This window comes from Flavobacterium sp. (assembly GCF_965277525.1).
In the GTDB taxonomy this organism is placed as follows: Bacteria; Bacteroidota; Bacteroidia; order Flavobacteriales; family Flavobacteriaceae; genus Flavobacterium.
The window spans coordinates 300,969-327,963 of the sequence record NZ_CBDIDC010000003.1 but is presented as its reverse complement, the minus strand read 5'-3'; the positions used below and the strand labels follow the sequence as shown (position 1 = coordinate 327,963).

Below are 26,995 nucleotides of genomic sequence, written 5' to 3'. Positions count from 1 at the left end.
AATTATGCCAACCGACTGTATCAGCTACCAAACTTCAGGATATTTCTCTAAGTTAATGCAACATTATTTAGATCAAAAATCAGAATTAAAACCGCTGTACAATCATTTTCCAACCCTGGAAAACTTTGAAAAACAAATCATTGAAAAACAAGCCAACTTCGATAATCAAAATCGAATCCCTTTGGTTGAAACTTTAAAAAAGCAGTATCAGAATATCGAAATTTCTGATTCGACAAAACAAAACATCGAGCTTTTAGCACTTCAAAATACGTTTACAATAACAACCGGGCACCAATTAAATTTATTTAGTGGCCCGTTGTATTTCTTATATAAGATCATTTCGACAATTAATCTGACGAAGGAATTAAAACTAAAATATCCTGCGAATAATTTCGTTCCCGTTTATTGGATGGCGACCGAGGATCATGACTTTGAAGAGATCAATTATTTTAATTTTAAAGGAAAGAAGTTCCGTTGGAATAAAGAAAGCACAGGTCCTGTCGGAAGACTTTCTACTGAAGGTTTAGCTGAATTCTTTGAAATTTATGCTGCAGAATTAGGATCAAGTACAAATGCCGGCTTCATAAAAAAACTGTTTGAAGAAGCCTATATAAAACACGAAAACTTAGCAGATGCCACCCGTTTTTTAGCCAATAGTTTATTTGCCAATTATGGTTTAGTGATTTTAGATGCCGATGATTCGAATTTAAAACAAGCTTTTATTCCGTACATAAAAGAAGAATTAAAACAACAAACTTCTTTCAGAGCGGTTCAGGAAACCATCGAAAAGCTTGCAACTTATACCGTTCAGGTAAATCCTCGTGAAATCAATTTATTTTATATTGAAGACGATTTACGCGAAAGAATTATTTTTGAGAACAATAAATACTTTGTCAACAATACCAAAATCTCATTTTCAAAAGACCAGATCTTCAAATTATTAGAAAGTAATCCGGAAAAATTTAGTCCAAACGTAATTATGCGTCCGTTGTATCAGGAAATCATTTTACCCAATTTATGTTACATTGGCGGAGGTGGCGAAATTGCCTATTGGTTAGAATTAAAGTCATTCTTTGAAGCCGTAAATATTACTTTTCCGATGCTTTTAGTTCGTAACTCGGTACTTTTAGCAACTGAAAAACAAGTTAAAAAAGCTGATAACTTAGGTTTAAGCTGGGCTGATCTTTTTACAAAACCATCTGATTTGATTAATGCGATTACACACAAATTATCTGCTTTTCCAATTGATTTAACACCTCAAAAACAAGCATTAGAAAAACAATTTGAATATCTTTACGAATTGGCACAACAAACGGATAAGTCATTTACAGGCGCTGTAAAAGCACAGGAAGTTAAACAAAAGAAAGGTTTAGATAATCTTGAAAAAAGATTATTAAAAGCACAAAAACGAAAATTAGATAACGAATTACAACGCGTGACAGATTTACAATTCGAGTTATTCCCTAATCAAAGTTTGCAGGAACGCCAGACCAATTTTTCTGAATTTTATTTAGAAAAAGGGGAACAATTAATTCCACTTTTAATTCAAAAATTAAAACCATTAGAAACGAATTTTAATATAATTATGATATAAGTTTTCGCCACGAATTGCACTAATTTACACTAATTATCTGCTTTTCTTTATACTTTTTTACATTCGTGAAAATTAGTGCAATTCATGGCAGACAGACAATAAAGTAGTAATCCTCAGAAACAAATAACCACCTCTTCTGAAATTATTGCCTCTCTAAACCAAATAGTAACTTTTAAAACAAAAATTAACCTATTTACCAAAATTATGACCAGAGAGCGCTTGATATCTTTAGATGTCTTTAGAGGATTAACCATTTTACTAATGACAATTGTAAATAATCCCGGAGATTGGGGACATGTTTACGGACCTTTATTACATTCAGAATGGCATGGTTGCACGCCCACTGATTTAGTTTTTCCATTTTTTATCTTTATTATGGGAGTGGCAGTTCCGCTGGCAATGCCTGATAAATTTTATGACGGGACTACCTTCAATAAAATTTTAGTTCGCTCTTTGCGAATGCTTTGTTTGGGGATTTTCTTCAACTTTTTTGGAAAAATACAATTATTCGGTCTTGAGGGAATTCCACTTTTAATTGGTCGTTTAATTATTACCATTGCTGTTGGCTATGCATTAATGGGGAGTTTTAGTTCAAAAGTTAAAAATATTCTGGCCTTTTCAATTCTCGCTATTTATCTGTTTTTAGCGTATAGCGGTATCGAAGCGTATCATGATGTACGCTTACCGGGAGTTTTACAACGAATTGCCATTATTTATTTTGTAGTTTCCCTTTTGTATTTAAAAACATCTCAAAAAACCCAAATCATAACCGGAATCATTTTATTATTAGGATATTGGGCAATAATGACCTTAATTCCCGTTCCAGGAATTGGGGCTGCAAATCTTGATAAAGGAACGAATTTAGCTTCGTGGCTTGACAGTGTCCTGCTAAAAGGTCATATGTATCGCGGAACTGTAACCTGGGACCCTGAAGGAGTTTTAAGTACAATTCCATCTATCGTAAACGGAATCATTGGTTTATTGATTGGACAAGTTCTACAAACTAACGCAATCAAAATTCAAAAAGCACAAAAAATGGGGATTATCGGTACGATACTTATCTTTTTTGGTCTCCTCTGGGATCTCATCTTCCCAATAAACAAATCACTCTGGACAAGCAGCTATGTTCTATACACTACAGGATTAGCAACGGTATTTCTAACCCTGTTATATTACATCATTGATATTGCTGATTATAAAAAAGGATTCAAACCATTCTTGATCTGGGGCGTAAATCCAATGATTGTTTTCTTTAGCTCACAGATTATTCCGCAAGCCTTAGTAATGATTGAATTTCAAAATCCACACAATCCTTCTGAGAAAATCAATCTTTTAAATTATTTGTATACTTTCGGAATTGCACCATTTTTCAGTAATCCGATGACGGCTTCTTTAGCCGGAGCACTGGTGTATGTGGGAATCTGGACGTTTATCTTGTGGATTTTCTATAAAAACAAATTAATTTTTAAAGTTTAATTATTGTCACATTGAGCGGAGCTGAAATGCTTTGCGTGTTCCCGACTCCGCTCAAACTGACAAAACTTAAAGTAGAGACGCACAGCAATGTGTCTTTTTTTATTATTACACGCCTTGTGTTAAATGTACTGCAGTGTATCTCTACATATATCGTTTAAAAAACAGATTCTATTAATAAAAACATCATTCTATCGTGTTTTAATTATGAATTAATTAAAATCAATTCATAAAAAAGTATACTTTTGCACAAAATTAAAAATAAGCAATAAAATGGCAACAAATAGAACGTTTACAATGATTAAGCCGGATGCAGTTCAAAACGGACACATCGGAAATATCTTAGCAATGATTACTACTGGAGGATTCAAAATCGTTTCATTAAAATTAACTCAATTAACTGTAGCTGATGCTAAAGCATTTTACGCAGTTCACGCAGAAAGACCTTTCTACGGAGAATTAGTTGAATTCATGTCTCGTGGACCAATTGTTGCTGCAATTTTAGAAAAAGACAACGCAGTAGAAGATTTCAGAACTTTAATTGGAGCTACAAATCCTGCTGAAGCTGCTGAAGGAACTATTCGTAAAGCATATGCAACTTCTATCGGAGAAAATGCAGTACACGGTTCTGATAGCGACGAAAACGCTGCTATCGAAGGTGCATTCCACTTTGCTGGAAGAGAGCAATTCTAATATTAGTTTTCCAGATACAGACTTCTAGATTACTGAATCTTATAAAAAGAAAACCCACTTCGCCTGAAGTGGGTTTTCTTTTTATACTATATCCTTAAATTGCTAAGTAATTCTCATCTCAAAAAACTTAAGATCTAAGCCAGTCTAAATAATCTGAGAAGTCTAACGCAAAATTACATCCTTTACGACCTCACGCCCCAACTCTTCATTAATCATTTTCACGATTTTAGTTTTTCCATGGCTTAATTCTTCCCTTAAAACCGCAGATCCCAATTCAACGTAAAGTGTGCTTCCTTTCAAAACAACGTTTTTGGTATATGTATTCACACCATTTCCCATTAGTTGCCTCCATGCCTCTTTTACATCAATTTGGTCCATTCCTGCACCCAATTTATTCACCTGGATAATCTGTTGCAAAACAGCCCCAATCGTCTGATTATTTAGTCTTTTTGCCATCTTCTAATAAATTTATTGCTCCTGCTTTTTTATAATGATACTCTTTTTTCTGCTGATTTTTCACCACCATCTTCTCCTCTGAAATCGAAATCAATTCCTCGCTCCACTTTGCATAATCTGTTTTATAATCCAGAAAAACCTGATCGCCTTTAAATCGAACTGAAACACTTTCAAAAGAATCACTCGTTAAAAAAGTGCCGTCAAACTGAGGCATTACCTTCTTTCGAATCCCTTTGTTATTTTTTATATTAAAATAATCAAAACTCTCATTCATTCCGTAATCTTTCTCTTCACCTTTATCAAAAATTACTTTTTCGATTTCCCAATAACCATTTAATTTCGCAATATCAGCCGGTTTAATTTCTTGCCTGCACCCCAAAAACAAGAGCGATAGAACCAAAATCATAAAAGTGTTTTTCATACTATATTTTATTAAAATTAAATAACTGACACCCTGAACATCCCAAAGCTTCAGGACAAGAGTCAGAAGCTATTTCCTGCTGTCCGCTATATCTTTTTCCTGCTAAAGGAGCAAGAAAAAGGATACCGCTCCCATCAGGGCTAGGGTTCCGGTTTTCAAAAGAATATTTTGTGATACAAAGTTAACTTTATAAAATTCAAAAGAAATAAAAATTCAAGAAAACAAAAAATAAGATCACCATCAAGTTATAAACATTATCAAAAAAAATCAACAATGCAATTGATGCAATCTTACAGAAGAAATTTATTATTATTAATTATCGTTTCGTACGTAGTCTCTTCAGTATTCCCATAAAAAAGAAGACTAATCCCAATACTAATAAAACATAGTAAAAAGACAGAGTTTGATCCCTGATTACATTTGCCAAAACGAAACAAATAACGCTTCCAAAATAAAAAGTAAGAGGCGTTATATTTTTTAAAGAAGAAAAACTCATTATAAACTATTTAAAAAAACTATCTACAAATTCATATTTATTAAAAACCTGCAAATCTTCAATTCCTTCACCAACACCAATGTATTTTACAGGAATCTGAAACTGATCTGAAATACCAATTACAACACCACCTTTTGCAGTTCCGTCTAATTTAGTTACCGCAAGCGAAGTAACCTCAGTTGCCGCAGTAAATTGTTTGGCTTGTTCAAAAGCATTTTGACCCGTCGAACCGTCTAAAACCAAAAGTACATCATGAGGTGCATCAGTAACGACTTTTTGCATAACACGTTTTACCTTGGTAAGTTCGTTCATCAAATTGACTTTGTTGTGTAAACGTCCGGCAGTATCTATAATAACCACATCGGCATTTTGAGCTACAGCTGATTGTAAAGTATCAAAAGCAACAGACGCAGGATCACTCCCCATATTTTGTCTGACAATTGGCACATCTACGCGATCTGCCCAAACTTGCAATTGATCGATAGCAGCGGCACGAAAAGTATCTGCAGCTCCTAAAACTACTTTATAACCTGCTTTTTTAAACTGATAAGCCAGTTTACCAATTGTAGTTGTTTTACCAACGCCATTGACACCAACTACCATTAAAACGTATGGTTTTTTATCTTTCGGAATTTCAAATTCGGTGGCTTCTCCAGTATTTGTTTCAGACAATAAAGCTCCAATTTCTTCACGCAGAATTTGGTTCAGCTCATCTGTACCTAAATATTTGTCTTCAGCGACGCGTTTTTCAATTCTTGAAATAACTTTCAGTGTTGTATTTACACCAACATCCGAAGCTACCAGAATTTCCTCCAGATCATCTAAAACGTCGTCATCGACTTTAGATTTTCCGGCAACGGCTTTGCTTAACTTTGAGAAAAAAGTAGTTTTTGATTTTTCAAGACCTTTGTCTAAAGTCTCTTTTTTATCAGTAGAGAATAATTTTTTAAAAAAACTCATTTTTTATAGGTTGTTAGTTTTTTAGACTATCCGATTCTTTGACCATCTAAATAATCCTAATATTTATAGAAGATCAACTTTTTCTACCTGATCCTTGATAGTATCTACATCCTTTGGGACAGTAAAGATAGAGAGGTTATCAGGAACTTTAGCTAAAAAAAAAGCCAATTGTTATATTTCTATAAAATTTTAGACAAATATAAAAAATAAAAAAGCTACTTCCGAATGAAAGTAGCTTTTCTATATACTGTAATTGTTATTATTTCTTTTTCAAGAAAGTATCAACTTCTTCAGGAGCCATAATAGATTCTACGAATGTATATGCACCAGTTTTAGGAGATTTCACCATTTTGATGGCTTTTGATAATCTCTTAGAAGCTGTTTGTAACGATGCTACGGTTTTCTTTGCCATGATTTAAATGTTATTGAAATTCAATAAATCTTTAAATGTTATCGTATTACAAGTATTACTTAATAATCGACATTATAAGATTGTATTAAAATCTCTAAATTATTACTTAATTTCTTTGTGAACAGTTACACGTTTCAAGATTGGATTAAATTTCTTAATCTCTAATCTGTCCGGAGTATTTTTTTTGTTCTTAGTTGTTATGTATCTTGAAGTACCTGAAACACCAGAAGTCTTGTGTTCTGTACATTCTAAAATTACCTGGATTCTATTACCTTTCTTTGCCATCTTGCTATATATTTATTTAGGAAAAGATTATTTGATAAATCCTTCTGACTGTGCTTTTTTCAAAACAGCAGTGATTCCATTTTTATTAATTGTTTTTATCGTAGATGCTGCTACTCTAAGAGTAATCCATCTATCTTCTTCTGGAAGATAAAAACGCTTTTTAACTAAGTTTACAGAAAATTTTCTCTTAGTTTTGTTCATAGCGTGAGAAACGTTATTTCCTACCATCGCTCTTTTACCTGTAAGGTCACAAACTCTTGACATTATACTTATCTTTTATCGTTATTCAAAATCAGGGTGCAAAGAAAAGAAAAATAAACGATTGAAACAAAAAATTAAAGCACATTTTTTAAAATTTCTTTCTGTAATATTTCTAAACTCTTAATCACGGCTCTATCTATCACTTTTTCACGTGGTTGGCCAAAATTAAATTCTTCCACAATTATTCCGTTTGGAGTTGCCAAAGCGATAAAAACAGCTCCAATTTCAGCATTAGAGTCTCCTTTTGTCGGTCCGGCGTTCCCGGTTGTAGCAATTGCATAGTCTGTTTTAAGTATCTCTTTCACATTCAAAGCCATAGCCGATGCAACCTCTGCACTAACTACTGAAAATTGATCTACTAAATCCTGCGAGACACCGAGAACATTAACCTTCGCCTCTGTTGCATACGAAACTATACTACCTTTGAAGTAGTTAGAAGCTCCGGGAACAGCTGACAAAACAGATGCAATTTTTCCGCCCGTAAAACTTTCTGCAGTTGCAATAGTTTTATTTTCTCTTGAAAGAATTTTCCCTACTACGGATTCTATTGTCTCATTTTCTTCATAGCCTACTATAATATCATGAATAATAGCATCTAATGATTTTACATTCTCCTCTATCGCAGCTTCGAGCAACTCCTTATTCGTTCCTCTGGCAGACAATCGCAAACGTACTCTTCCGGGATTTGGCAAATAAGCCAGCTTGATGAATTCAGGCAGATTATTTTCCCAATGTTCGATACGTTCCGCAACCAGACTCTCGCCCTGACCGCACGTTAAAATAGTTTTATGAATGATATAAGGTCGTTTGTATTCGCGAACAATTTTAGGAATGATCTCTTCTTCGACCAAATATTTCATTTCATACGGAACTCCCGGAAGCGAAACAAATACGGTATTTTCTTTCTTCATCCACATTCCCGGCGCCGTCCCCATTTTATTATGCAAAACGGTGCATTTTGAAGGAACTAAGGCCTGATCTTTATTTAATTGTGAAATTGGTCGTTTATAAAACCCTTCGATCAATTCCGTCACGTGCGCCAGAACTTCCGGATTTACGACTAGCTCATCATCAAAATAATCGCAGAAAGTTTTTTTTGTGACATCGTCTTTTGTTGGCCCTAAACCACCTGTTACAATCACAACATCGACTTTATTTTGCAATTGCGCAAACGTGTCTAAAATGTGTTTTTTATCATCGCTTATCGAAATCATTTCATGAACTTCAACACCGATTCGGTCAAGAGATTTTGCGATAAAACCTGAATTTGTATCTACAATTTGACCTATTAAAATTTCGTCTCCAATAGTAATGATAGTTGCTTTCATAGCTGTAGAATATTTTTACTTACTTATTTAAGTCATTATTATAAAGCAGGTTATTGTCGTAACGATTTTTTTGCGTGAGGGGTAGCAGCGGCATCCTTTTGTGACAAAAGAGACGTATCGTTAACCGAAAATTTTATGGAACAAAAGATATAGCGAATAACCCGACCCTGTTTTTGCCTTAAATTAAAAAAGGGCAAAAACAGGGACACGCCCGCATTTTACAAATCAAAATCTTTTTTAATTTCTTTGATCGCCTCTTTTACCTGTAGTTTAATACTTTTAAAAGTTTCGATAATTTCTTTTTTCTTACCTTCGACCTTCGTCCAGGCTTCGACTTGCAGAATTTCTTCAAAAGCGACATTTAAACCCATTAAATCTAATGTTGGCTTTATTTTGTGCGCATAAGAATAGGCATATTTATGGTCCTTTTTTTTGATTCCCTCTTTGATTTGTTTTAAATCCTCAGGAACTTCGGTTACAAATAATTTAAGAATTTCGTTTACAAATTCAGGATCATTGTCTGAAAGCGCATATACTTTCGAAAGGTTGTATTTTAAAGCCATTATTTTACTTGTATTCTGAATAATTTTTTATCTTCTAAAAAGCCTTCTAAAACATCATTTGGTTTCACAGCAGCAACCCCCTCAGGAGTTCCTGTGAAAATAATATCTCCAATTTTCAAGGTAAAAAATTGCGATACATACGAAACAAGCTCATCAATTTTCCAAAGCATAAAACTTGTATTTCCTTTTTGAACTGTTTGAGAATTGTTTGTCAACTCAAATGTAAGATTTTCCATAGAAATAAAATCGGTTTTTGGTAAAAAGTCTCCAATAACCGCAGAACCATCAAAGGCTTTTGCTTTTTCCCAGGGCAATCCTTTTGCTTTTAATTTATCTTGTAAATCTCTGGCAGTAAAATCGATACCTACACTTATCTCATCGTAGTACTTGTGCGCAAACTTAGGATCAATATACTTACCTACTTTGTTAATCTTAACAATTATCTCTATTTCGTGATGAATCTCTTCAGAAAATTCAGGTATAACAAACGGATGTTGTTTCAACAAAACTGCTGAATCCGGTTTCATAAAAACCACTGGCTCTGCAGGACGTTCGTTTTTTAACTCCTCAATATGATTGGTATAATTTCTACCGATACAGATTATTTTCATTTTTTTTGAGTTACTAAGTTACTAAGCTACTAAGGCCCTAAGAACTATGCAAAAAACTTAGCAACTCAGAGCCTTAGCAATTTAGCTCCTTATTTAGTATTTAACTTTCTTAGTTTAATCGCCGTTAAAACCTTTTTGGTATACAACGGAAAATCAGCATTTTGAATCCAGCTGAAATAACCCGGTTCTGTTTCAAGAATTTTATCGACTTTAGCACCTTTATGTTTTCCGAAGGTAAAAATTTCTTCGTTATCTTTATCAAAAGCAATCATTCCGGCAAAATCAGCTATCTTTTTGCGGGTTGTAAATTCAGACAATGATTTCATATCATTTTCTAAATCCGGATAACGATCTAATTGTGCTTTTAGAATTTCATACGTCGCCATCGTATCCGCTTCGGCAGAATGGGCATTTTCAAGATTTTTTCCGCAATAGAATTTTAATGCCGCACTCAAAGTACGCTCTTCCATTTTATGAAAAATAGTCTGCACATCTACTGACACTTTATTTTTCATATCAAAATCAACTCCGGCGCGAAGCAATTCTTCAGCCAGTAACGGAATATCAAAACGATCTGAATTAAAACCTCCTAAATCACTATCCTTTATCATATTATGAACTTGGGGCGCCAGTTCTGCAAAAGTAGGTTCGTTGGCCACTTTTTCGTCTGTGATACCATGAACGGCAGTAGTTTGCGGCGGAATTGGAATCGTAGGATTCACTAACCAGGTTTTACTTTCTTTGTTTCCGTTTGGAAAAACTTTGAATATTGAAATTTCTACAATTCGATCTTTTCCGATATCAATTCCAGTTGTTTCAAGATCAAAAAAGCAAATTGGTTTGTTCAGTTTCAGTTCCATTTTTTAATTTTATAAGATTACAAATGTAATTTTTAAAGCGGAATTTCCTCTTTTATTCTTGATTTTTTTAAACAAAACCGGACTCAATTTTGCGATTTTAACTTTTAAATTCATTCTGAACGAAAGCTCACATTCATTTTCTTAACCTTTTCTTACAAACAAAAAAACCGGAAAATTATTAAAATCTCCCGGTTTTTGAATTTATTTTTATTTGATTTTAGAAATCTCTGTCTACATCAAAAGCTTCTAAATACTCTGCAACTCTTTTTACAAAACTTCCACCTAAAGCTCCATCAACGACTCTGTGATCATAAGAATGTGACAAGAACATTTTTTGGCGGATTCCGATGAAATCGCCTTCAGGAGTTTCGATAACCGCCGGCACTTTGCGAATTGCCCCCAGAGCCAGGATTCCAACCTGAGGCTGATTGATAATTGGCGTTCCAAAAACACTACCAAAAGTACCTACGTTCGTTACCGTATAAGTTCCGCCCTGTGTATCGTCCGGTTTTAGTTTTCCGGCTTTTGCACGGTTTCCTAAATCATTTACCGCTTTTGCCATGCCGACCAGATTCAACTGATCTGCATTTTTAATTACAGGAACAATTAAATTTCCGTTTGGTAAAGCTGCCGCCATTCCTAAATTTATATTTTTCTTTTTGATGATATAATCACCATCTACAGAAATATTCATACCCGGAAAATCTTTCAGCGCTTTTGCAACTGCCTCCATCATAATTGGCGTAAAAGTCAGCTTCTCGCCTTCTCTCTTTTCGAAAGCCGTTTTTACTTTTTCTCTCCATTTTACAATATTCGTCACATCAACCTCTATAAACGATTGTACGTGAGCCGAAGTTTGCACCGAAGCCGTCATGTAACCGGAAATCAGTTTACGCATCCTGTCCATTTCGATGATCTCATCACCTCCATTTACAGAAACCGGAACTGCTTGTTGGCTTTTTTGCACCGGAGCTGCCTGAACTACAGGTTCTGTTGCTTTTGGAGTAGCAACAACCGCTTTAGGAGCTTCAACGCCCGATTTACGGGTTTCAATATATTTTAAAATATCTTCTTTTGTTACTCGGCCATCTTTTCCTGAACCGGCAATATTTTCTAATTCAGCAACAGAAATCCCTTCTTCTTTTGCAATATTTTTTACTAATGGAGAATAAAACTTATCAGATCCTGAAAAATCTTGTGGAGCAGCAACTGTTTCTTTCGCTGTTTCAATTGTTGCTTCAATCGCAGCAACCTCAGCAGACGGAGCCACTTCTTCTGTTACTTTTACAGCTGGTGCATCACCCTCTGTCTCGATAATCGCAATGGTTTGCCCTACCTGAACTAAATCATCTTTGCCAAACAACTGTTCAACCAAAACTCCTGATACTTCACTAGGCACCTCACTATCAACTTTATCAGTCGCAATTTCAAGTACTGCTTCATCAGCTTCAATTTTGTCTCCTACTTCTTTCAACCAGTTGGTAATAGTTGCTTCAGCGACACTCTCTCCCATTTTAGGAAGTTTTAATTCAAATCTTGCCATATTGTTAATCTAAAGGATGATTTTGATTTTCTGATTGCGAAATTACTGAATATTTTAAATATAAATTACACTTAATATAATTTTTTACTCAATTTTTATAATTTGCCCCCTGTCATTTCTGGAATTGCTCCCAATAATAAAATTTGTGTTTTTGGGGAAAATCTTAAAAGTAACGTTCTTATCTTTAAGAGTTTTTATGATTTTGATACATTTTTTGAACGAAACATACTGATTATCCAAAATAATCTCAACCTTTTTACCCTTAAAAATCAGGGACGAATTTACCATTTTTTCTTTTTTTAAATCCATAAAGGCGACTTTATTTTTTAAAATAGAAGGTAATTTTTCAGACAAAATTTTATTTGAAGAATAAAAAACAATACTTTCCGCTAGGGGTTTTGCTTTCTTTTTTCCCTCAAACATTTTTATAAAAGAAAAAACCCAAATTCCAATTTGAATAAAAAATTCAAAAAACCAGGATTTTTTAAAATGTTTTTGATAAAAAAAATGCATTGCTTCCTGAAAACGTTTCATGTATTTTTCGTCTCTCACCGTGCTTTCACCTTTATAGTGCAGAACGGTCGTTTCATGAAAGTAATAATTCGACTTTTGTTTCTGTAAAACACGGTACGACAAATCGATATCATCAGCATACATAAAACATTCTTCATCGAAACCTTCTAATTCTAAATACAAATCACGCTGCATTAACATAAAAGCTCCAACCAGAATATCAACTTTACCAGTTTGATTCTTTGCTAAATGCTGTGCATAATATTGATTAAAAAGATTCCATCTTGGAAAAATCTTATACAATCCGAAAATCTTTGTGAATGCGACCCAGGGCGTTGGAATTCCGCGTTTGCTTTCCGGCAGAAAACTTCCTGTTCCGTCAATTAACTGACAGCCAATAATTCCCAGATTAGTTTGCCTTTCTGCGAAAGCCACAATCTTAATGAATGTATCTTCAGCAACAACGGTATCGGGATTTAAAATACAGATGTATTTTCCGGAAGCTTGCTCTACTCCTATATTATTTCCTTTAGGGAAACCAAAATTGGAGCTGTTTTCAATTAATTTCACATTTGGAAATTTACTTTTCATCATCAAACAGCTCTCATCTGACGAATTATTATCGATTACAATAATTTCGGCATCAAGTTTTGAAAGGGCGCTTTGAACACTTAAAACACATTGTTCCAGAAAGTAACGCACATTATAATTAAGAATAATTACCGATAACTGCATGAAAAATAAAGAGATTGATTTTTGCGAAAGTTAAAAATTTTCAGCCAAACCTAATCGCAATGACCAATCGTTTTTACTAACTCCAAAATCCAACACCAAATTGCTATTGTTTTGTTTGTTCCATTTGATTCGCAATCCGGTTCCAACAGCGGGATTCCACTTTCTGAAATCATAAGTATCCAACTTTGAGACCGAAGAAATATTGGTAAAAAATACAGCTCCTACAAAACCATTTTTGGTAATATCTGTCCTATATTCAGTTTCAAAATACATCAAAGCATTGCTTCTGAACCTGTTTCTGGTAAAGCCCCGACCTGTTTTTCCGTCACGATCCCAACCAATACTTGGCAAGTCCAAATAATGGGGTTTTCCGCCAAAAGTAGACCAGTAAAAAGCCCTGTACGCCAGAACCCTGTGTTTGTATTGATTAAACGAATGGTATTTTCGGGCATCAAAATAGATAGAATTCCATTTTTTACCGTCTACTCCACTTGTATTCATTCTGTAATCTGCCTCGACATACAGACCTTGTTCCGGATTTACGTTGTTCTTTCGGGAATCATACAATCCCTGAATCGCCACTCCAAAAGAATTTTCATCAGAGAAATCTCCATTCATGTATTTCACATAATCGGTTTCATCCTCTATATCAGAATCTTCAGAAATATTCTGATAGTTATCTAACAGCAAACCCAATCCTAAACGAAAATCACCAATTACTTTTCGGGTCGCAAATTGGTAAAAACGCCATTGCTGATAATCAAGCGTTGACATCTTTTGATCTGTATTGTGTCCGCCCAGACCATAAGTGTCCTGCGGATAAATCATAAAACGGTAATCTCCGATAAAATTCCAGTTATTGTCTTTGGTATAAATATAGGATTGAATAGGGAAAACGTATTGTTTGGTAAAACTAAAATATGGCGAAAAGGAGACCTGGGACATTTTGGTCGTATTACGATCCCCAAGATAAAATGTAGTCAGGAAAGAAACTACTAATCCGGCATTTTTATTGGCATCTATGGGTACAGGAAGTAAAGAGAACGCTATTTTTTTATCCTGATTTGTTCGAAGAGAATCATTTTTATGAAAGAGTTTATATAAAACATCTAAAATGTCTTTTTTGTTATTCATAACGGAATCATTTTGCGAATAACAAAGCGACATTTGAAAAAAGAAAAATAAAATAATTAGAGATTTTAATTTTTTCATTTCATAAAACTTTAAGAGACAACTTCTTACAAATTTAAAATTAAATTTAAAACGAAAGCTTATTTTAGAAATAATAAAAAAACAAAATTATAACAGACTGGAAAAAAGCATATTTTTGGTTTTAATAAAACTTTATTTAGATGAAAAACAAAACATCAGTTTCGATTGAACTATTCCTTTTAATTCTTACAGTCGGATTTTTTTTACTTAGTTTTACTTCTATTATAACAAATTCAGATAAAAACTTAGTAAAAACCTCAACATGGTTTATCGCCGGTCCGGCTGTAGAGAGTCAGGAAGTCATAAATAAAACTCGACAAGAAAAAGGTATTATTAAGGTAACCGCAAAGGACAATCCTGTTGGAGAAATTGAATTGAATGTTTTGATTACAGATTCAAATTCAAATGACGGTGCTCCGACTAACTTATCGGATTACTCTAAATTTGTAAGCATCACTTATAAATCATCACAACTTATAAAATTGCAAGCCCGGGAAGGCAATAAAGAAGGAACTGGTTGCGTTCATGGAGGTTCACATCCCCGAGTTGATTTAGCAGCCTCACCAAATAAATTTACAACCATTAAAATTCCGTGGTCTGATTTCAAACAAGATGGATTACCTGATGGAAAACGTTTAAATATTCACAACCTTTGTAAATTTAATTTTGTGAATTATAATCCGGTTTCAGGGGCATTTTTAGAAATAAGATCTGTTATCGTTCAAAATTAAAATCAATATGAAAACAAGACTTTTTCTTTTATTTTTCGTTACCGCATTATTTTCAAATTTCGGCTACAGCCAAAAAAAATCTGCCAGCTCAAAAATAGACATTAATGGGGTTTGGGAAGATGTCAATCCAGATGTTCAGAATGCAGTTGCTATTATCTCAGAACAAAACGGAAAAGTCATTTTCTCGCATTATTTAGAATGGAAAGGGAAAAAATTTGTAGAAAGCGGTATCGGAAAACGAATTGGAAACACAATTGGTTATACCGTAGATGTTACTTTACCTATTAAAGGCTGGGCAACAGCAGGAACTCATACCTTAACATTATCCGAAGACGGCAATACCCTTGAAGGCACATTCATCGATAATAAAAAAAGATCCGGCACCATTGTATTTAAGCGCGTGAGGTAAGAAAAATTGTTTCAGGTTAAAATGAGAATTTAACCGAAAAGGTCGTTAAGTTTATAGATATGCTGGATTTTATAAAAACGAGTTCGCAAAGCCTTTTATTGATAACTTTTGAGTAAATCTTAGCGTACTTAGCGATAATTTTTTACCACAGATTAAAATGAAAAAAGATTTCTTAAACTGCAATTGTAAAAAATAAACTTAGCGTCTTCGCAACTTTGTGAGCATATTAAAATCCAACTTAAAAAAAACTTCGCAAACATTGCGTCAATTTTAGCGGCCTTCACGGTTAGACTACCATTACAAATGCAGTTGAATTTTATACTTATTGCATAATTTCATTACAAACAACATGATCGTTGAGAAAACTAAGCACCAAATAATTCCCGGAATTCCTACACGGAAGTATCCCGGAATAATATGAATATTAAAAGCTTTGCAGAAATAATAAATTACGCCCGGTAAAATATAGATCAATAACGGATTTGCTGCTGCCGGCATGAAGAAGTTACTCCATTTGGTTTGTTTTTTGATTTCCATCAGCCAATACAAAAAATAGAATAAAACGGTACAAATTGCAGCCGAAAACATGGTCCAGGAGGGAGTTCCTTTTATTTTTGAGATTCCGTAATAAGGTCTTAATAAATATCCTGTTGCAAAAAACAAGATTACAAAACCTAGTACTGCCCAATTGATTTTTGCCGCGATTTTTCGGTCAAAAAACAATAATGATATTATTACTCCGGAAGAAACAACAGCTGCATGCGTTAAATGCCCGGCAATAAAACTAAACCAAGGCAGATGTCTTAAAGGAGCTCCTTCAGTTAGATTTATAGCATTTGCAGTAACACAAACTACCAAAAAAGCAATCATTGCCCATAATCTGCCGCAAGCAATCCAATAATAAACTACCGAAAAAAGATACGCCCAACCAATTAAGCCCAGAATTCCCCACCATTTTGGCGTCATCCCTATTGCACCGGTATCCTGAACATATAAAAAATATAAAACTACTAAAACGAGGATTCCACCATATTGAAGTGTGTTTTTTAACCAAACCGGAAAATTTTTGGGATATTTATTCCAGATCGGAATTGGCATCGCATATGCTAAAAGCGCCCAGAACACAGGTGCAATGATCATTTTTGACGCATCATAACCATCTTCTGCATTCACCATAAAAACACCAATAATAATTAATGCAAAAGCTCTTTTTAAAGTATGCATCCAGATGGTCCTGGGACTGTCACCCTTTAATAACCTGGCATTAAAAGCAAACGGAATCGACATTCCAACAATAAATAAAAAAGCCGGAAAAACCACATCTACAAAAGTCATTGCATCAGCATCTGCCGGCATATGCTTCATCCATTGTGGTACGTCTTTGATACTGGCAAGTTCATTTACAAAAATCATAACAAAAATTGTAATTCCTCGTAAAGCATCAATAGAAATAATCCTTTGATTGTATAAATTTTCTTTAATTTTCATAAAATACCAGTTTTTTAACAATCCCAAATATAAGATAATTATGAAAAGCCAAGTTACATTTTGTTACATTAAAATTAAACTCTAACAAATTCTTTTCTATTTGTATACTTTTGCAACATGCTATCCTTCTTGAAATCAAAACCGCTTTTAAAAGATCTTCTCTCTGATAATTATGTTGATATCCATTCGCATTTATTACCGGGTATTGATGATGGTGCAAAAACTATAGCCAACACTATACAACTGACTAAAGCATTTCAGGAAATTGGAATTTATCAAGTTATTACCACACCCCACATCAGTCATTATGTCTGGAATAATTCTGCTGAAACTATTACTGCTAAATATGCACAAACGAGCATTTTATTAGAAGACAACAATCCCAAATTCCATTTTCAGGCGGCTGCAGAATATTTTATGGATGATTGGTTTGAAAATCATTTTAAAAGTGAAAAGCTTTTGACCATAAAAGACAATTATGTACTGGTAGAAATCTCTTATCAAAATGCGCCTATTCAATTGTACAAAACCCTTTTTGAATTACAGGTTGCCGGATATATTCCGGTTTTAGCGCATCCGGAACGTTATTTATATTTTCATAAAAACTTTGATGAATACAAAAAACTAAAAAAAGCAGGTTGTTTATTTCAACTGAATCTATTGTCTACAGTTGGGTATTACGGAGAAAGGATTTCTAAAACTGCTGAAGAACTTCTTAAAAAAGGAATGTATGATTTTGCCGGAACTGATGTGCACCATATGAAACATATTTCAGGCTTTGATCAAAAAATAAAAATGAATAGCATTTCTAATCTAAAGGAAGTAATTGCTAATAATCAGTTTTTTAAATTGCACTAATAAGCATTCTCTTCGCCTTTGAATATATTAATGACTGTTTTTATAATGATTTTCAGATCTAATAGTAAACTCCAATTCTCGATATACCAAATGTCGTACTCAACCCTATTTTCCATGTCGCTCAGAACCTTTGTTTCACCGCGATAACCGTTTACTTGTGCCCATCCTGTAATTCCGGGCTTTGCGTATTGACGTACTAGATAATTATTAATCAAGTCGCTATATTCTTTAGCAAGATTTACCATATGGGGTCTTGGCCCCACAACAGACATATCTCCCCATAAAACATTAAAGAACTGTGGCAGTTCATCGATACTGGTTTTCCGTATAAAAGCGCCAAATTTAGTAATACGGCTGTCCCCTTTTTCAGCTTGTTTTCTATGCGCCAAACCATTAACATACATGCTTCTGAATTTAAAACACATAAAAGACCGGTTATCACGGCCTGAACGTTCTTGCTTAAAGAAAACGGGACCGGGAGATTCTATTTTGATAATCAGCATTATTATTGGAAACAACCACGGAAAAATGAGTAAAATAACAAAAGCTGAGAAACAAATATCAAATAATTTCTTTACAAGCCTGTTTACCGCAAACTCCAGAGGTTCTGTACGAAACATTAATACAGGTGTATTTTCATAAAAAGTAACCTCAACTTTACTTGATTTTGTGTACAACTGGAAATCAGGAATAAACTTGATTCGCACCATATTTTGCTCGCAAATTCGGGTTAGTTCGTTGATTATTGCGATATTATCAATATGTAAAGCCACGTACATTTCATCGACTTTTTTTTCAATCACAAATTTCTTAATTCCACCAAATCCCCCTATAACCGAAGCGGGCTCAACAATTGCATCATTGTATCCTTCATCAAAAAAACCTAAAAAACGATAACCATAGGTTAAATCTTTGGCTAATATTTTACGGATTCTTTCTCCGGATTCATTAGCTCCAACTACAATAAACGTTTTAAAATTGTAGCCTTTTGCCCGAATGTATTTGAGAAGTTTCATCGAAAAATAACGCGAGATCATTAATAATGCGAAGAAAATCAAATAAAAAGTAAGCAACCTAAGTCTGGAAATATCAGTATATTTTAGATAAACAACAAAAATGGAAATTAAAGCAGCATGAATAACCAGCTTCTTTATCGTTCTCACCAATATAGATTCTAAAGGCTCTACCCTTATACTTCTATTGGAGTCATTTTGTAGTAATAATGCAACCCAAACTAAAACAGCTAATAACCAAACTGTTCTTTCTTCTTTAGACAAAAGCTTCTCTAAACTCCCGAATCGAGCCAATGCCGAAAGAATCGTGGCTAAATTTAACAATACCAAATCCACAACAATAAACAAAAGTTTAAAATAGCGCGAAAAACGGTAATGAGACAGTTTTTGTAAAATTTTCATATTTGGAATTTATACTTCATCAAAAGAACGAAAATTCAATCAAGTAAAAGCACCGCAAAATAGCATTTTAATTATATTTTCCAATAGTATTTAAAGCTATTCTTTAAAACTTTACTTTTATCTTATGCAAATTTAATATTGCAGCTCATGATAAAAACTATTTTCTTATTTTGCCTGATTGTTTGCTCAGGTTATGCACAAATTCAGGGATGTACAGATCCTCTTTCTAAAAATTATAATCCGAAGGCAACAGTAAATAATGGAAGCTGTCTTTATAAAAACATAAAATTAAAGCCTGAATATTCAATTAAGATAAGCGACTCAATCAAAGAAACCTCGGGACTAATTGCTTTTGACAATTTGTTGTGGACACACAATGACGATCATGACAAAACTGTTTACGGATTAGATTCATTAGGAAATATTCGAAAAAAAATAGTTTTGGATCAAGTGATAAATCGTGACTGGGAAGAAATTTCTCAGGACAGCACGCACTTATATATTGGCGATTTTGGAAACAATTACTCCGGAAACAGAACAGATTTAAACATTCTGAAAATCGAAAAAAAATCCTTTTTAGAAGGACATCCAAATATTGAAACCATTTCGTTTCACTATTCTGATCAAAAGGATCTCAATCTAAAAAAACAAAACACCACCAATTTTGATTGCGAAGCTTTCATCGTTTCAAAAGACAGTATCTATTTATTTACCAAACAATGGAGTTCTTCTAAAACCAGTATTTATGCTGTAGCCAACAAATCCGGCAATCACGTTGCACAGCTAAAACATACTCTTAATACTCAAGGTTTAGTAACGGGTGCCACATATTTGGAATCGAAAAAGCTAATTGTGCTTTGTGGTTATTCTAAAATAGGAAAACCGTTTCTCTATCTTTTATACGATTATAAAAACAATGATTTTTTATCCGGAAATAAACGAAGGATTACTATTAAACATACCATTCTTCAAATTGAAGGAATCGCAACCAAAGACGGTTTGCATTATTATCTGACTAATGAATCTCTGGTTCGAAGACCCGTTATTAATGTTCCGCAGCAAATTCATTATTTAGATTTGAGTTCAGTATTAAGCCAATATCTTAATAAACAGTAATTGTTTTCTCTTTTGCGAGCATAATCAACAGCCACAAACAGGTTTTGTGTCGCCATGGTATTCATTCAATTTTATACTCTATAAATAAGCAAAACGGTTTTAAAAGAGTTCGTTTATCTTCTCTAATTTGTTTGTTATCAAACCGGCAGGTTTGTTTCAAAAGCAGAACCAAAAGAAAAAAACGAATCTGTACTTCCAACACCTTCAATTTGATGAATTTGCTCATATAAAATTTTGCGGAGCTCCTCGTTGTTTTCTGCTACAATTTTAATAAACAAGGCATATTTCCCGGAAACCCAATGACATTCTATTACCTCTGGGATTTCTTTAAGTTTTTCAGCAATAGAATAAGAAAAGTGCGCCTCTTTAGTCACTATTCCAGTATAGGTAATAGTTTCAAAACCAAGTTCTTTAGGATTCATTTTCACAGAAAAACCGGTAATTATTCCAGCTTCCTGCAATTTTCGAACTCTTAAATGTACCAATGAATTAGAAATGTTTAATTCTTTCGCCAGGTCAGAAAATGGTATTCTCCCATTTTTGCTTAATTTCTGAAGGATTTCCCTATCTAAATAATCAGTATTTTCATTCTTCTTAATGCCCGCCATAGTCAATTCTTGTTTGATGATTCTATTATTTTGACAATTCTTATGATAAAACTTGATTTTAAAGTGTCAAAATTACAAAAAAAACTACACATCGTGTCTAATTCTCAATAATCGAACCTATACAATGTTATAATAACACTATTATACATAGATTTGTGTCATAATAACACTATTTTAACGAAACTAAAATGAATAAAGATCAACTACTTACGAAATTGTGGGAGCAATATGCTGCTATTACTCCATCCGCAGGAAAAATACACGAATTGCTGCAAGAGAGAGGTGAAGAAATTATAAACGATCATATAGCAATCCGTACTTTCAATGATAAGCGTGTGAATATAGAGGTATTAGAAAAACCGTTTTTGCATGTTGGTTACGAATCTAAAGGCGAGTATAATTTTGAGACAAAAAAATTATACGCAAAACATTATGAGCATGCTACAGATAAAAATGCACCAAGAATTTTTATTTCTGAATTAGAATTAGAAAAATGTTCTGCTGCATTGCAAGAAATCGTACAGGATCTATTGAACAATTGTGATCAGAATTTATTTCATCACCCTGAACTGGTTTTAAGCGGATCTCTTTGGAAAGGAAATTCCCAGGCAGTTTACAAATCATTACTTGAAGAATCTGAATATGCTGCGTGGATGTACGTTTATGGTTTTAGAGCAAATCACTTTACAATAAATACAAATGCTTTAAAAGACTTTAAAACATTAGAAGAACTCAACAATTTTCTCGAAGCAAACGGATGGAAACTAAATGCATCAGGAGGAAAAATTAAAGGAACACCGGAACAACTACTGGAACAATCAAGCACACTTGCAGATTTGTATCAGGTAGATTTTGAAGAAGGAGCGTTGGAGATTCCTTCTTGTTATTATGAATTTGCACTTCGTTACCCAATGACGAACGGAGAATTGTATCAGGGCTTTGTGGCCTCATCTGCAGACAAGATTTTTGAAAGTACAGATGTAAAGTTGCAGGAAATAAAATAATAAAAATCAATCTTTTATAAAAAAACAGGACGGCAGACAAGCTTTTCTGAGTCCATAGTATTGTCTTGTTTTTTTGATAAAAGCAGCATAATAAATTTAAAAAAGTCGCGATGACAACAACAGAATTACAATTCGGAATAAAAGAGGCCTTAAATCAATTGGGCATAAAGGAAATTAACGAAGGAACTTCAACAGGACGTAACAATTTTTCGAACGGAGAAATTTTAGAAAGTTATTCACCGGTAGACGGACAATTAATCGGGAAAATTAAAATTTCAACTGCTGCAGATTACGAAAGAGTAATGGAATCGGCGATGGCTGCTTTCAAGCAATTCAGAGTAATGCCAGCGCCGCAACGAGGAGAAATCGTACGTCAGTTTGGAGAAAAATTACGCAGAAATAAAGAAGCTTTAGGAAAGCTGGTTTCTTATGAAATGGGAAAATCTTTGCAGGAAGGTTACGGTGAAGTTCAGGAAATGATCGACATCTGTGATTTTGCTGTAGGTCTTTCGCGCCAATTACACGGATTAACGATGCACTCTGAACGTCCGGGACATAGAATGTATGAACAATATCATCCTTTGGGAGTTGTTGGGATTATTTCAGCATTTAACTTTCCGGTAGCGGTATGGGCCTGGAACACTGCTTTGGCCTGGATCTGTGGAGATGTCTGCGTTTGGAAACCATCAGAGAAAACCCCCCTTTGTGCAATCGCCTGTCAAAATATCATTGCAGAGGTTATCAAAGAAAATAATCTTCCGGAAGGTATCTCTTCTTTAATCAATGGTGATTATAAAATAGGAGAACTAATGACAGACGATAAACGTGTGCCCTTAATATCTGCTACAGGTTCTACTCGTATGGGCAAAATTGTGGCGCAGGTAGTCGCAGGACGTTTAGGAACTTCATTATTAGAATTAGGCGGAAACAATGCCATCATCGTTACGCCGGATGCAGATATTAAAATGACGGTTATTGGAGCCGTTTTCGGTGCTGTAGGAACAGCAGGACAAAGATGTACTTCAACACGTCGCCTGATCATTCACGAAAGTATTTATGATAAAGTAAAAGATGCAATAGTTTCTGCTTACAAACAATTGCGTATCGGAAATCCATTAGATGAAAACAATCATGTTGGGCCTTTAATTGACAAACATGCAGTTGAAATGTACCGTCAGGCGTTGGAAAAAGTAGTAGCAGAAGGCGGAAAAATCCTGGTTGAAGGAGGCGTACTTTCCGGAGAAGAATATCAAAGCGGCTGTTATGTAAAACCGGCAATTGCGGAAGCGGATAACACATTTGAAATTGTACAACACGAAACTTTTGCTCCAGTGTTGTATTTACTAAAATATTCAGGAGCTGTTACTGAGGCAATTGCAATCCAGAATGGTGTAGCGCAAGGACTGTCTTCTGCAATCATGACCAATAATCTACGAGAAGCCGAATTGTTCCTGTCTGCTACTGGATCTGACTGCGGTATTGCCAATGTAAATATCGGAACTTCCGGTGCTGAAATTGGTGGCGCTTTTGGCGGCGAAAAAGAAACAGGCGGAGGAAGAGAATCAGGCTCTGATGCCTGGAAAGTTTACATGCGAAGACAAACCAATACCATTAACTACACTACTAGTTTGCCATTAGCACAAGGAATAAAATTTGACTTATAAGCTTAATAAAAACTAAAGCTTAAAGAAAAAAATCCCAACAAAGAGAATACCGCATTTTATTAGGCATTGTTTCCACCATTGCCAAAATAAAATGTTTGCCTTACAATGAAAAAAAAAAAAAACTAAAAAGCGAAATTTTAATTAACCAAAACATTACCAAAATGAAAAAACTACTAGTTAGGAAGCTAAATTTTATTCCTCTACTGTTATGCTTGTGGTTACCAAACATCAACTTTGCACAAGCGCAAAAAACAATTTCAGGAAAAATTACAGACGAAAAAAACAATACGCTGCCAGGCGTAAGTATTTCTATTAAAGATTCTAAGTACAATACCGCAACAGACATAGACGGAAATTATACACTCGTATATTCGTCAAGCCTTACATATCCTGTTATCGTTTTTTCGTATATGGGATTCATCGGAAAAAGCGAAGCCGTAAATAACCGCACAGCATTTGATGTGGTGATGCAGGAAGAAACCAATAAACTGAATGAAGTGGTTATTATTGGTTACGGTTCACAGAAAAAGAGCAACGTTACCGGAGCTATTGCTACCGTTAAAAAAGAAAGCCTCGAAACCCGAGCGACTACAAATCCAGCCGAAGCACTTCAGGGCTTAGTTGCCGGAGTAAATGTGCAAAAAAGCGGTGGAGTTGCAGGAGCCGATGTAAAAGTAAAAATTCGTGGGGTAAATACCTTTGGAGCAACAGAACCACTTTATATTATTGACGGATTTCAAGGAAATATCAATACAGTAAACCCAACAAATATAGAATCTATGGAGGTTCTTAAAGATGGCGCTGCGGCTGCAATTTACGGATCTGTAGCTGCCAATGGTGTAATTATCGTTACTACTAAAAATGGTCAGAAAGAAGGCGTAAAAGTAGATTTCAGTTCATTTTTAAGCATCACAAATCCATCAAAAACTTTAGATTTATTAGATGCCGACGGATATCGTACCGTAAATAAAAGAATGTATGATGAGTACAACAAATATGCAACTTCACCAAAACCGCTTCCCGCTTATATAACGGCTCCTTCTGATAACAATACAGATTGGCAGGATGAGGTTTTCCGTTCAGGACTTACTCAAAACTACGGCTTAGGAGTTCAGGGAAGACAGGGTGATTTTAAATTTGCTTTGTATGGTAATTACGTAAAGCAAAAAGGTATCGTAATTGACAATGAATACGGTCAGCAAATGGCTAGCGCAAGAATTAGTTTTAAGAAATCAATTTTTGATATTGATGGAAAAATAGCGTATCAGGCAACACAAAATGCATTGCCAAATTTTCAATTAAAAGAGGTATACACAATGTCTCCGCTAGTTCCGGTTTATGACCAAAATGAAAAATACGGTTACGGATTATCAAACAAAAACGGTCTTCCGGCGGGAACAAATCCGGTTGCCGAGGAACATTTTAGAGATAGCAATGAAAAAGGACAAGATATAACGGCAAATATTGCAGTAACAGCAAATATTGCTCCGTGGATAAAATATAAATTAGGATACTCTTACCGTGTAAAAAACAGCCAGCAAACGGCACATTTTCCTCCTTATATTGCAAACCCAAAAGAAGTACACCTTTACCCAATGCAAACAGAATTGAGAACGACCTGGGACGAGCAAATTTTAGACAATATCATTACAATTGATAAAACTTTCGGAAAACACGTTTTTGGTTTAATGCTTGGTAATACGATCAACAGCCAATCCTCAAACTGGAATCAGGTAAGTGTTGAAGGAAAAACAACAGATTATGCTGTAGACAATGGGCAATTGTTTTCTATCGACCGTCCATCCGGATTCTTAGATCCTGGTTTTGAAACTATTGGTGCCGGAAAAGGAGGAACATACGCTGCAGATGGTTCAAAATACCAATACAACAGGCTTTCTTTCTTTAGCAGGTTAAATTACTCTTTCAAAGACCGTTACTTACTTCAGATGACGATTAGAAAAGATGGCTCTTCTAAATTTGGAGAAGACAGCCGTTGGGGAACTTTCCCATCTATTGCTTTAGGATGGAAAATAGAACAGGAAGATTTTTTCGCGAAGGATATGATCCTTTCTACTTTAAAATTACGTGCAAGCTGGGGACAATTGGGTAACGAAGCCGCTTTAGGCTATTATTCAGCAAATACATTAATTAAAACTGGTAATACTTTAGGTTCAGGTTATGTACAAGGAAACGGAAGCAACCCTTGGCCGGGAAGTATTGCAACAGCATTAGAAAACAGAAACCTGCAATGGGAAACTACAGATTCTAAGAACATTGGTATTGATTATACCCTTTTGAAAGGAAAAATAAGCGGCTCGATGAACTACTATCATAATGTAACTGACAATTTACTGATTACAAAAAAACTGGCTCCATCTGCAGGAATTGACGACCCGATTCTTAACGTAGGTAAAATTAGCAACAGCGGATTTGAATTTGAAGTAAATTACCGCGATCAGGTTAATGAATTCAAATACAACGCAGGTTTAAATTTTAGTACACTTAAAAACAAAGTAAAAGAACTGGCAAACCAAGGACAGAAGATTTACGGAGAAGGTTTGAAATATGGAGACGAACACTTCCCTACTCAGGCTCGTGTAGGAAGTCCGATTAGTGGATTCTATTTGTACAAAACAGATGGTATTTTCCAAACTGCAGAAGAAGTAAATGCGCATAACAAAAATGGTGTTTTATTGCAGCCAAATGCGCAGCCGGGTGATATTCGTTTCAAAGATTTGAACGGAGACGGTGTTATAGACGAAAATGACAAAGCTTATGCAGGAACGGGATTACCAAAGTTAGAAGTAAACCTTAGTTTAGGAGCAAGTTATAAAGGTTTTGACTTCTCTGCTTTGATAGGAAGCGGCTGGGGTAATAAATTATACAACGGAAACAGGTATTTTTATGAATCTATGAATTCAGGAACCAATATGCTCGCTTCGACACTAAATTCATGGACACCGGAAAATCACAGTAATATTCCTCGTGCAGTATTACAGGATCCTAACGGAAACAGCCGTGAATCTGATCGTTTTCTTGAGAGTGGTAATTTTATCAGAATGCGCCAAATACAATTGGGATATACTATTCCGACCAAAATTTTAGGTAAAGCAAAAATAGACAAACTTAGATTTTATGTAAGCGCTGAAAACTTGTTTACCATCACCAATTATTCAGGTATCGATCCGGAATTCTCACGTGCTTCAGTAATTGACACTGGTGTTGACCGTTTTGTTTATCCCTTTACAAGATCATTTGTATCTGGTATACAGTATATATTTTAATT

26 protein-coding genes are annotated in these 26,995 nt (G+C 34.6%); 10 read left to right on the top strand and 16 right to left on the bottom strand.

Annotation, left to right across the window (positions count from 1 at the left end):
* The first annotated feature begins 4 nt into the window (after nucleotides 1-4).
* The 3 genes from bshC (at nucleotide 5) to ACQY44_RS08140 (ending at nucleotide 3,760) form a co-directional block, all read left to right on the top strand.
* Nucleotides 5-1,594 carry a bacillithiol biosynthesis cysteine-adding enzyme BshC gene (gene bshC, locus ACQY44_RS08150; protein ID WP_428229884.1) on the top strand — a complete coding sequence of 530 codons (1,590 nt, stop codon included), beginning with the start codon at nucleotides 5-7 and terminating at the stop codon, nucleotides 1,592-1,594.
* A gap of 204 nt (nucleotides 1,595-1,798) precedes the next feature.
* Nucleotides 1,799-3,070, top strand: coding sequence for an acyltransferase family protein (locus ACQY44_RS08145; protein ID WP_428229883.1), 1,272 nt, complete (start codon nucleotides 1,799-1,801; stop codon nucleotides 3,068-3,070).
* A 270-nt stretch (nucleotides 3,071-3,340) separates the two neighbouring features.
* Nucleotides 3,341-3,760: a nucleoside-diphosphate kinase gene (locus ACQY44_RS08140; protein ID WP_428229882.1), complete on the top strand. Its 420-nt coding sequence runs from the start codon at nucleotides 3,341-3,343 to the stop codon at nucleotides 3,758-3,760.
* A gap of 162 nt (nucleotides 3,761-3,922) precedes the next feature.
* Here ACQY44_RS08140 and ACQY44_RS08135 read toward each other — a convergent pair whose 3' ends face one another.
* The 13 genes from ACQY44_RS08135 to ACQY44_RS08075 all read right to left on the bottom strand — a co-directional run bounded on the left by ACQY44_RS08135 (nucleotide 3,923) and on the right by ACQY44_RS08075 (nucleotide 14,338).
* Complete coding sequence (locus ACQY44_RS08135; RefSeq protein WP_428229881.1) at nucleotides 3,923-4,216, bottom strand: DUF721 domain-containing protein; 294 nt, start codon at nucleotides 4,214-4,216, stop codon at nucleotides 3,923-3,925.
* Entirely contained in the window at nucleotides 4,197-4,637 is a 441-nt protein-coding gene (locus ACQY44_RS08130) for a lipocalin family protein (protein WP_428229880.1), read from the bottom strand. The genes ACQY44_RS08135 and ACQY44_RS08130 overlap by 20 nt, the downstream gene beginning before the upstream one ends.
* A 502-nt stretch (nucleotides 4,638-5,139) precedes the next feature.
* Nucleotides 5,140-6,093 (bottom strand): signal recognition particle-docking protein FtsY, encoded by a 954-nt coding sequence (ftsY, locus tag ACQY44_RS08125; protein WP_428229879.1) that lies wholly within the window; start codon nucleotides 6,091-6,093, stop codon nucleotides 5,140-5,142.
* A gap of 259 nt (nucleotides 6,094-6,352) precedes the next feature.
* Nucleotides 6,353-6,505, bottom strand: a complete 153-nt coding sequence (locus tag ACQY44_RS08120; protein WP_072961632.1) for a DUF4295 domain-containing protein — start codon at nucleotides 6,503-6,505, stop codon at nucleotides 6,353-6,355.
* A gap of 102 nt (nucleotides 6,506-6,607) precedes the next feature.
* Complete coding sequence (rpmG, locus tag ACQY44_RS08115) at nucleotides 6,608-6,790, bottom strand: 50S ribosomal protein L33 (protein ID WP_047778459.1); 183 nt, start codon at nucleotides 6,788-6,790, stop codon at nucleotides 6,608-6,610.
* A 27-nt stretch (nucleotides 6,791-6,817) separates the two neighbouring features.
* Nucleotides 6,818-7,054, bottom strand: a complete 237-nt coding sequence (gene rpmB, locus ACQY44_RS08110) for a 50S ribosomal protein L28 (protein ID WP_008468080.1) — start codon at nucleotides 7,052-7,054, stop codon at nucleotides 6,818-6,820.
* Between the two features lie 71 nt (nucleotides 7,055-7,125).
* On the bottom strand, nucleotides 7,126-8,379 hold the full coding sequence (locus tag ACQY44_RS08105; protein WP_428229878.1) for a CinA family nicotinamide mononucleotide deamidase-related protein: 1,254 nt from the start codon (nucleotides 8,377-8,379) through the stop codon (nucleotides 7,126-7,128).
* A 218-nt stretch (nucleotides 8,380-8,597) separates the two neighbouring features.
* The gene (locus tag ACQY44_RS08100; RefSeq protein WP_428229877.1) at nucleotides 8,598-8,942 is read right to left on the bottom strand and encodes an Hpt domain-containing protein; all 345 of its coding nucleotides are present in this window, start codon (nucleotides 8,940-8,942) and stop codon (nucleotides 8,598-8,600) included.
* Nucleotides 8,942-9,553 (bottom strand): fumarylacetoacetate hydrolase family protein, encoded by a 612-nt coding sequence (locus ACQY44_RS08095; protein ID WP_428229876.1) that lies wholly within the window; start codon nucleotides 9,551-9,553, stop codon nucleotides 8,942-8,944. Before ACQY44_RS08095 ends, ACQY44_RS08100 begins: the two co-directional genes overlap by 1 nt.
* A gap of 89 nt (nucleotides 9,554-9,642) precedes the next feature.
* Nucleotides 9,643-10,413, bottom strand: a complete 771-nt coding sequence (locus ACQY44_RS08090; RefSeq protein ID WP_428229875.1) for an exonuclease domain-containing protein — start codon at nucleotides 10,411-10,413, stop codon at nucleotides 9,643-9,645.
* A 217-nt stretch (nucleotides 10,414-10,630) separates the two neighbouring features.
* Nucleotides 10,631-11,956, bottom strand: a complete 1,326-nt coding sequence (locus ACQY44_RS08085) for a dihydrolipoamide acetyltransferase family protein (protein WP_428229874.1) — start codon at nucleotides 11,954-11,956, stop codon at nucleotides 10,631-10,633.
* Between the two features lie 84 nt (nucleotides 11,957-12,040).
* Nucleotides 12,041-13,204 (bottom strand): glycosyltransferase family 2 protein, encoded by a 1,164-nt coding sequence (locus ACQY44_RS08080; protein WP_428229873.1) that lies wholly within the window; start codon nucleotides 13,202-13,204, stop codon nucleotides 12,041-12,043.
* 30 nt (nucleotides 13,205-13,234) lie between these two features.
* Nucleotides 13,235-14,338, bottom strand: coding sequence for a hypothetical protein (locus tag ACQY44_RS08075; protein WP_428229872.1), 1,104 nt, complete (start codon nucleotides 14,336-14,338; stop codon nucleotides 13,235-13,237).
* 218 nt (nucleotides 14,339-14,556) lie between these two features.
* On the opposite strand from ACQY44_RS08075, the gene ACQY44_RS08070 reads away from it, so the two are divergent.
* Together ACQY44_RS08070 and ACQY44_RS08065 are read left to right on the top strand one after the other, a co-directional pair.
* Nucleotides 14,557-15,147 (top strand): hypothetical protein, encoded by a 591-nt coding sequence (locus ACQY44_RS08070; RefSeq protein WP_428229871.1) that lies wholly within the window; start codon nucleotides 14,557-14,559, stop codon nucleotides 15,145-15,147.
* 7 nt (nucleotides 15,148-15,154) lie between these two features.
* Nucleotides 15,155-15,556, top strand: coding sequence for a hypothetical protein (locus ACQY44_RS08065; RefSeq protein WP_428229870.1), 402 nt, complete (start codon nucleotides 15,155-15,157; stop codon nucleotides 15,554-15,556).
* A 297-nt stretch (nucleotides 15,557-15,853) separates the two neighbouring features.
* Here the strand turns inward: ACQY44_RS08065 and ACQY44_RS08060 are convergent, their stop codons facing one another.
* Nucleotides 15,854-17,044: a DUF5009 domain-containing protein gene (locus ACQY44_RS08060; protein ID WP_428229869.1), complete on the bottom strand. Its 1,191-nt coding sequence runs from the start codon at nucleotides 17,042-17,044 to the stop codon at nucleotides 15,854-15,856.
* Between the two features lie 117 nt (nucleotides 17,045-17,161).
* Here ACQY44_RS08060 and ACQY44_RS08055 point away from each other — a divergent pair, with 117 nt between their 5' ends.
* Nucleotides 17,162-17,902, top strand: a complete 741-nt coding sequence (locus ACQY44_RS08055; protein WP_428229868.1) for a tyrosine-protein phosphatase — start codon at nucleotides 17,162-17,164, stop codon at nucleotides 17,900-17,902.
* Here ACQY44_RS08055 and ACQY44_RS08050 read toward each other — a convergent pair.
* Nucleotides 17,899-19,317, bottom strand: coding sequence for an undecaprenyl-phosphate glucose phosphotransferase (locus ACQY44_RS08050; protein ID WP_428229867.1), 1,419 nt, complete (start codon nucleotides 19,315-19,317; stop codon nucleotides 17,899-17,901). The genes ACQY44_RS08055 and ACQY44_RS08050 overlap by 4 nt on opposite strands.
* Nucleotides 19,318-19,464: 147 nt before the next feature.
* Here ACQY44_RS08050 and ACQY44_RS08045 point away from each other — a divergent pair, with 147 nt between their 5' ends.
* Nucleotides 19,465-20,433 carry a T9SS C-terminal target domain-containing protein gene (locus ACQY44_RS08045; RefSeq protein WP_428229866.1) on the top strand — a complete coding sequence of 323 codons (969 nt, stop codon included), beginning with the start codon at nucleotides 19,465-19,467 and terminating at the stop codon, nucleotides 20,431-20,433.
* 137 nt (nucleotides 20,434-20,570) lie between these two features.
* Here ACQY44_RS08045 and ACQY44_RS08040 read toward each other — a convergent pair whose 3' ends face one another.
* Entirely contained in the window at nucleotides 20,571-21,041 is a 471-nt protein-coding gene (locus ACQY44_RS08040; protein WP_428229865.1) for an Lrp/AsnC family transcriptional regulator, read from the bottom strand.
* A 188-nt stretch (nucleotides 21,042-21,229) separates the two neighbouring features.
* On the opposite strand from ACQY44_RS08040, the gene ACQY44_RS08035 reads away from it, so the two are divergent.
* From ACQY44_RS08035 to ACQY44_RS08025, 3 genes are all read left to right on the top strand, one after another.
* Nucleotides 21,230-22,045 (top strand): DUF1338 domain-containing protein, encoded by an 816-nt coding sequence (locus ACQY44_RS08035; protein ID WP_428229864.1) that lies wholly within the window; start codon nucleotides 21,230-21,232, stop codon nucleotides 22,043-22,045.
* Nucleotides 22,046-22,155: 110 nt separating this feature from the next.
* Nucleotides 22,156-23,709 (top strand): L-piperidine-6-carboxylate dehydrogenase, encoded by a 1,554-nt coding sequence (gene amaB / locus ACQY44_RS08030; RefSeq protein WP_428229863.1) that lies wholly within the window; start codon nucleotides 22,156-22,158, stop codon nucleotides 23,707-23,709.
* Nucleotides 23,710-23,870: 161 nt separating this feature from the next.
* Complete coding sequence (locus ACQY44_RS08025) at nucleotides 23,871-26,993, top strand: SusC/RagA family TonB-linked outer membrane protein (RefSeq protein ID WP_428229862.1); 3,123 nt, start codon at nucleotides 23,871-23,873, stop codon at nucleotides 26,991-26,993.
* Nucleotides 26,994-26,995: the final 2 nt, after the last annotated feature.

Bases quoted from the DNA above. Each gene is read 5' to 3' on its own strand.
- bshC (WP_428229884.1), top strand. From the start codon at position 5: ATGCCAACCGACTGTATCAGCTACCAAACTTCAGGATATTTCTCTAAG.
- ACQY44_RS08145 (WP_428229883.1), top strand. From the start codon at position 1,799: ATGACCAGAGAGCGCTTGATATCTTTAGATGTCTTTAGAGGATTAACC.
- ACQY44_RS08140 (WP_428229882.1), top strand. From the start codon at position 3,341: ATGGCAACAAATAGAACGTTTACAATGATTAAGCCGGATGCAGTTCAA.
- ACQY44_RS08135 (WP_428229881.1), bottom strand. From the start codon at position 4,216: ATGGCAAAAAGACTAAATAATCAGACGATTGGGGCTGTTTTGCAACAG.
- ACQY44_RS08130 (WP_428229880.1), bottom strand. From the start codon at position 4,637: ATGAAAAACACTTTTATGATTTTGGTTCTATCGCTCTTGTTTTTGGGG.
- ftsY (WP_428229879.1), bottom strand. From the start codon at position 6,093: ATGAGTTTTTTTAAAAAATTATTCTCTACTGATAAAAAAGAGACTTTA.
- ACQY44_RS08120 (WP_072961632.1), bottom strand. From the start codon at position 6,505: ATGGCAAAGAAAACCGTAGCATCGTTACAAACAGCTTCTAAGAGATTA.
- rpmG (WP_047778459.1), bottom strand. From the start codon at position 6,790: ATGGCAAAGAAAGGTAATAGAATCCAGGTAATTTTAGAATGTACAGAA.
- rpmB (WP_008468080.1), bottom strand. From the start codon at position 7,054: ATGTCAAGAGTTTGTGACCTTACAGGTAAAAGAGCGATGGTAGGAAAT.
- ACQY44_RS08105 (WP_428229878.1), bottom strand. From the start codon at position 8,379: ATGAAAGCAACTATCATTACTATTGGAGACGAAATTTTAATAGGTCAA.
- ACQY44_RS08100 (WP_428229877.1), bottom strand. From the start codon at position 8,942: ATGGCTTTAAAATACAACCTTTCGAAAGTATATGCGCTTTCAGACAAT.
- ACQY44_RS08095 (WP_428229876.1), bottom strand. From the start codon at position 9,553: ATGAAAATAATCTGTATCGGTAGAAATTATACCAATCATATTGAGGAG.
- ACQY44_RS08090 (WP_428229875.1), bottom strand. From the start codon at position 10,413: ATGGAACTGAAACTGAACAAACCAATTTGCTTTTTTGATCTTGAAACA.
- ACQY44_RS08085 (WP_428229874.1), bottom strand. From the start codon at position 11,956: ATGGCAAGATTTGAATTAAAACTTCCTAAAATGGGAGAGAGTGTCGCT.
- ACQY44_RS08080 (WP_428229873.1), bottom strand. From the start codon at position 13,204: ATGCAGTTATCGGTAATTATTCTTAATTATAATGTGCGTTACTTTCTG.
- ACQY44_RS08075 (WP_428229872.1), bottom strand. From the start codon at position 14,338: ATGAATAACAAAAAAGACATTTTAGATGTTTTATATAAACTCTTTCAT.
- ACQY44_RS08070 (WP_428229871.1), top strand. From the start codon at position 14,557: ATGAAAAACAAAACATCAGTTTCGATTGAACTATTCCTTTTAATTCTT.
- ACQY44_RS08065 (WP_428229870.1), top strand. From the start codon at position 15,155: ATGAAAACAAGACTTTTTCTTTTATTTTTCGTTACCGCATTATTTTCA.
- ACQY44_RS08060 (WP_428229869.1), bottom strand. From the start codon at position 17,044: ATGAAAATTAAAGAAAATTTATACAATCAAAGGATTATTTCTATTGAT.
- ACQY44_RS08055 (WP_428229868.1), top strand. From the start codon at position 17,162: ATGCTATCCTTCTTGAAATCAAAACCGCTTTTAAAAGATCTTCTCTCT.
- ACQY44_RS08050 (WP_428229867.1), bottom strand. From the start codon at position 19,317: ATGAAAATTTTACAAAAACTGTCTCATTACCGTTTTTCGCGCTATTTT.
- ACQY44_RS08045 (WP_428229866.1), top strand. From the start codon at position 19,465: ATGATAAAAACTATTTTCTTATTTTGCCTGATTGTTTGCTCAGGTTAT.
- ACQY44_RS08040 (WP_428229865.1), bottom strand. From the start codon at position 21,041: ATGGCGGGCATTAAGAAGAATGAAAATACTGATTATTTAGATAGGGAA.
- ACQY44_RS08035 (WP_428229864.1), top strand. From the start codon at position 21,230: ATGAATAAAGATCAACTACTTACGAAATTGTGGGAGCAATATGCTGCT.
- amaB (WP_428229863.1), top strand. From the start codon at position 22,156: ATGACAACAACAGAATTACAATTCGGAATAAAAGAGGCCTTAAATCAA.
- ACQY44_RS08025 (WP_428229862.1), top strand. From the start codon at position 23,871: ATGAAAAAACTACTAGTTAGGAAGCTAAATTTTATTCCTCTACTGTTA.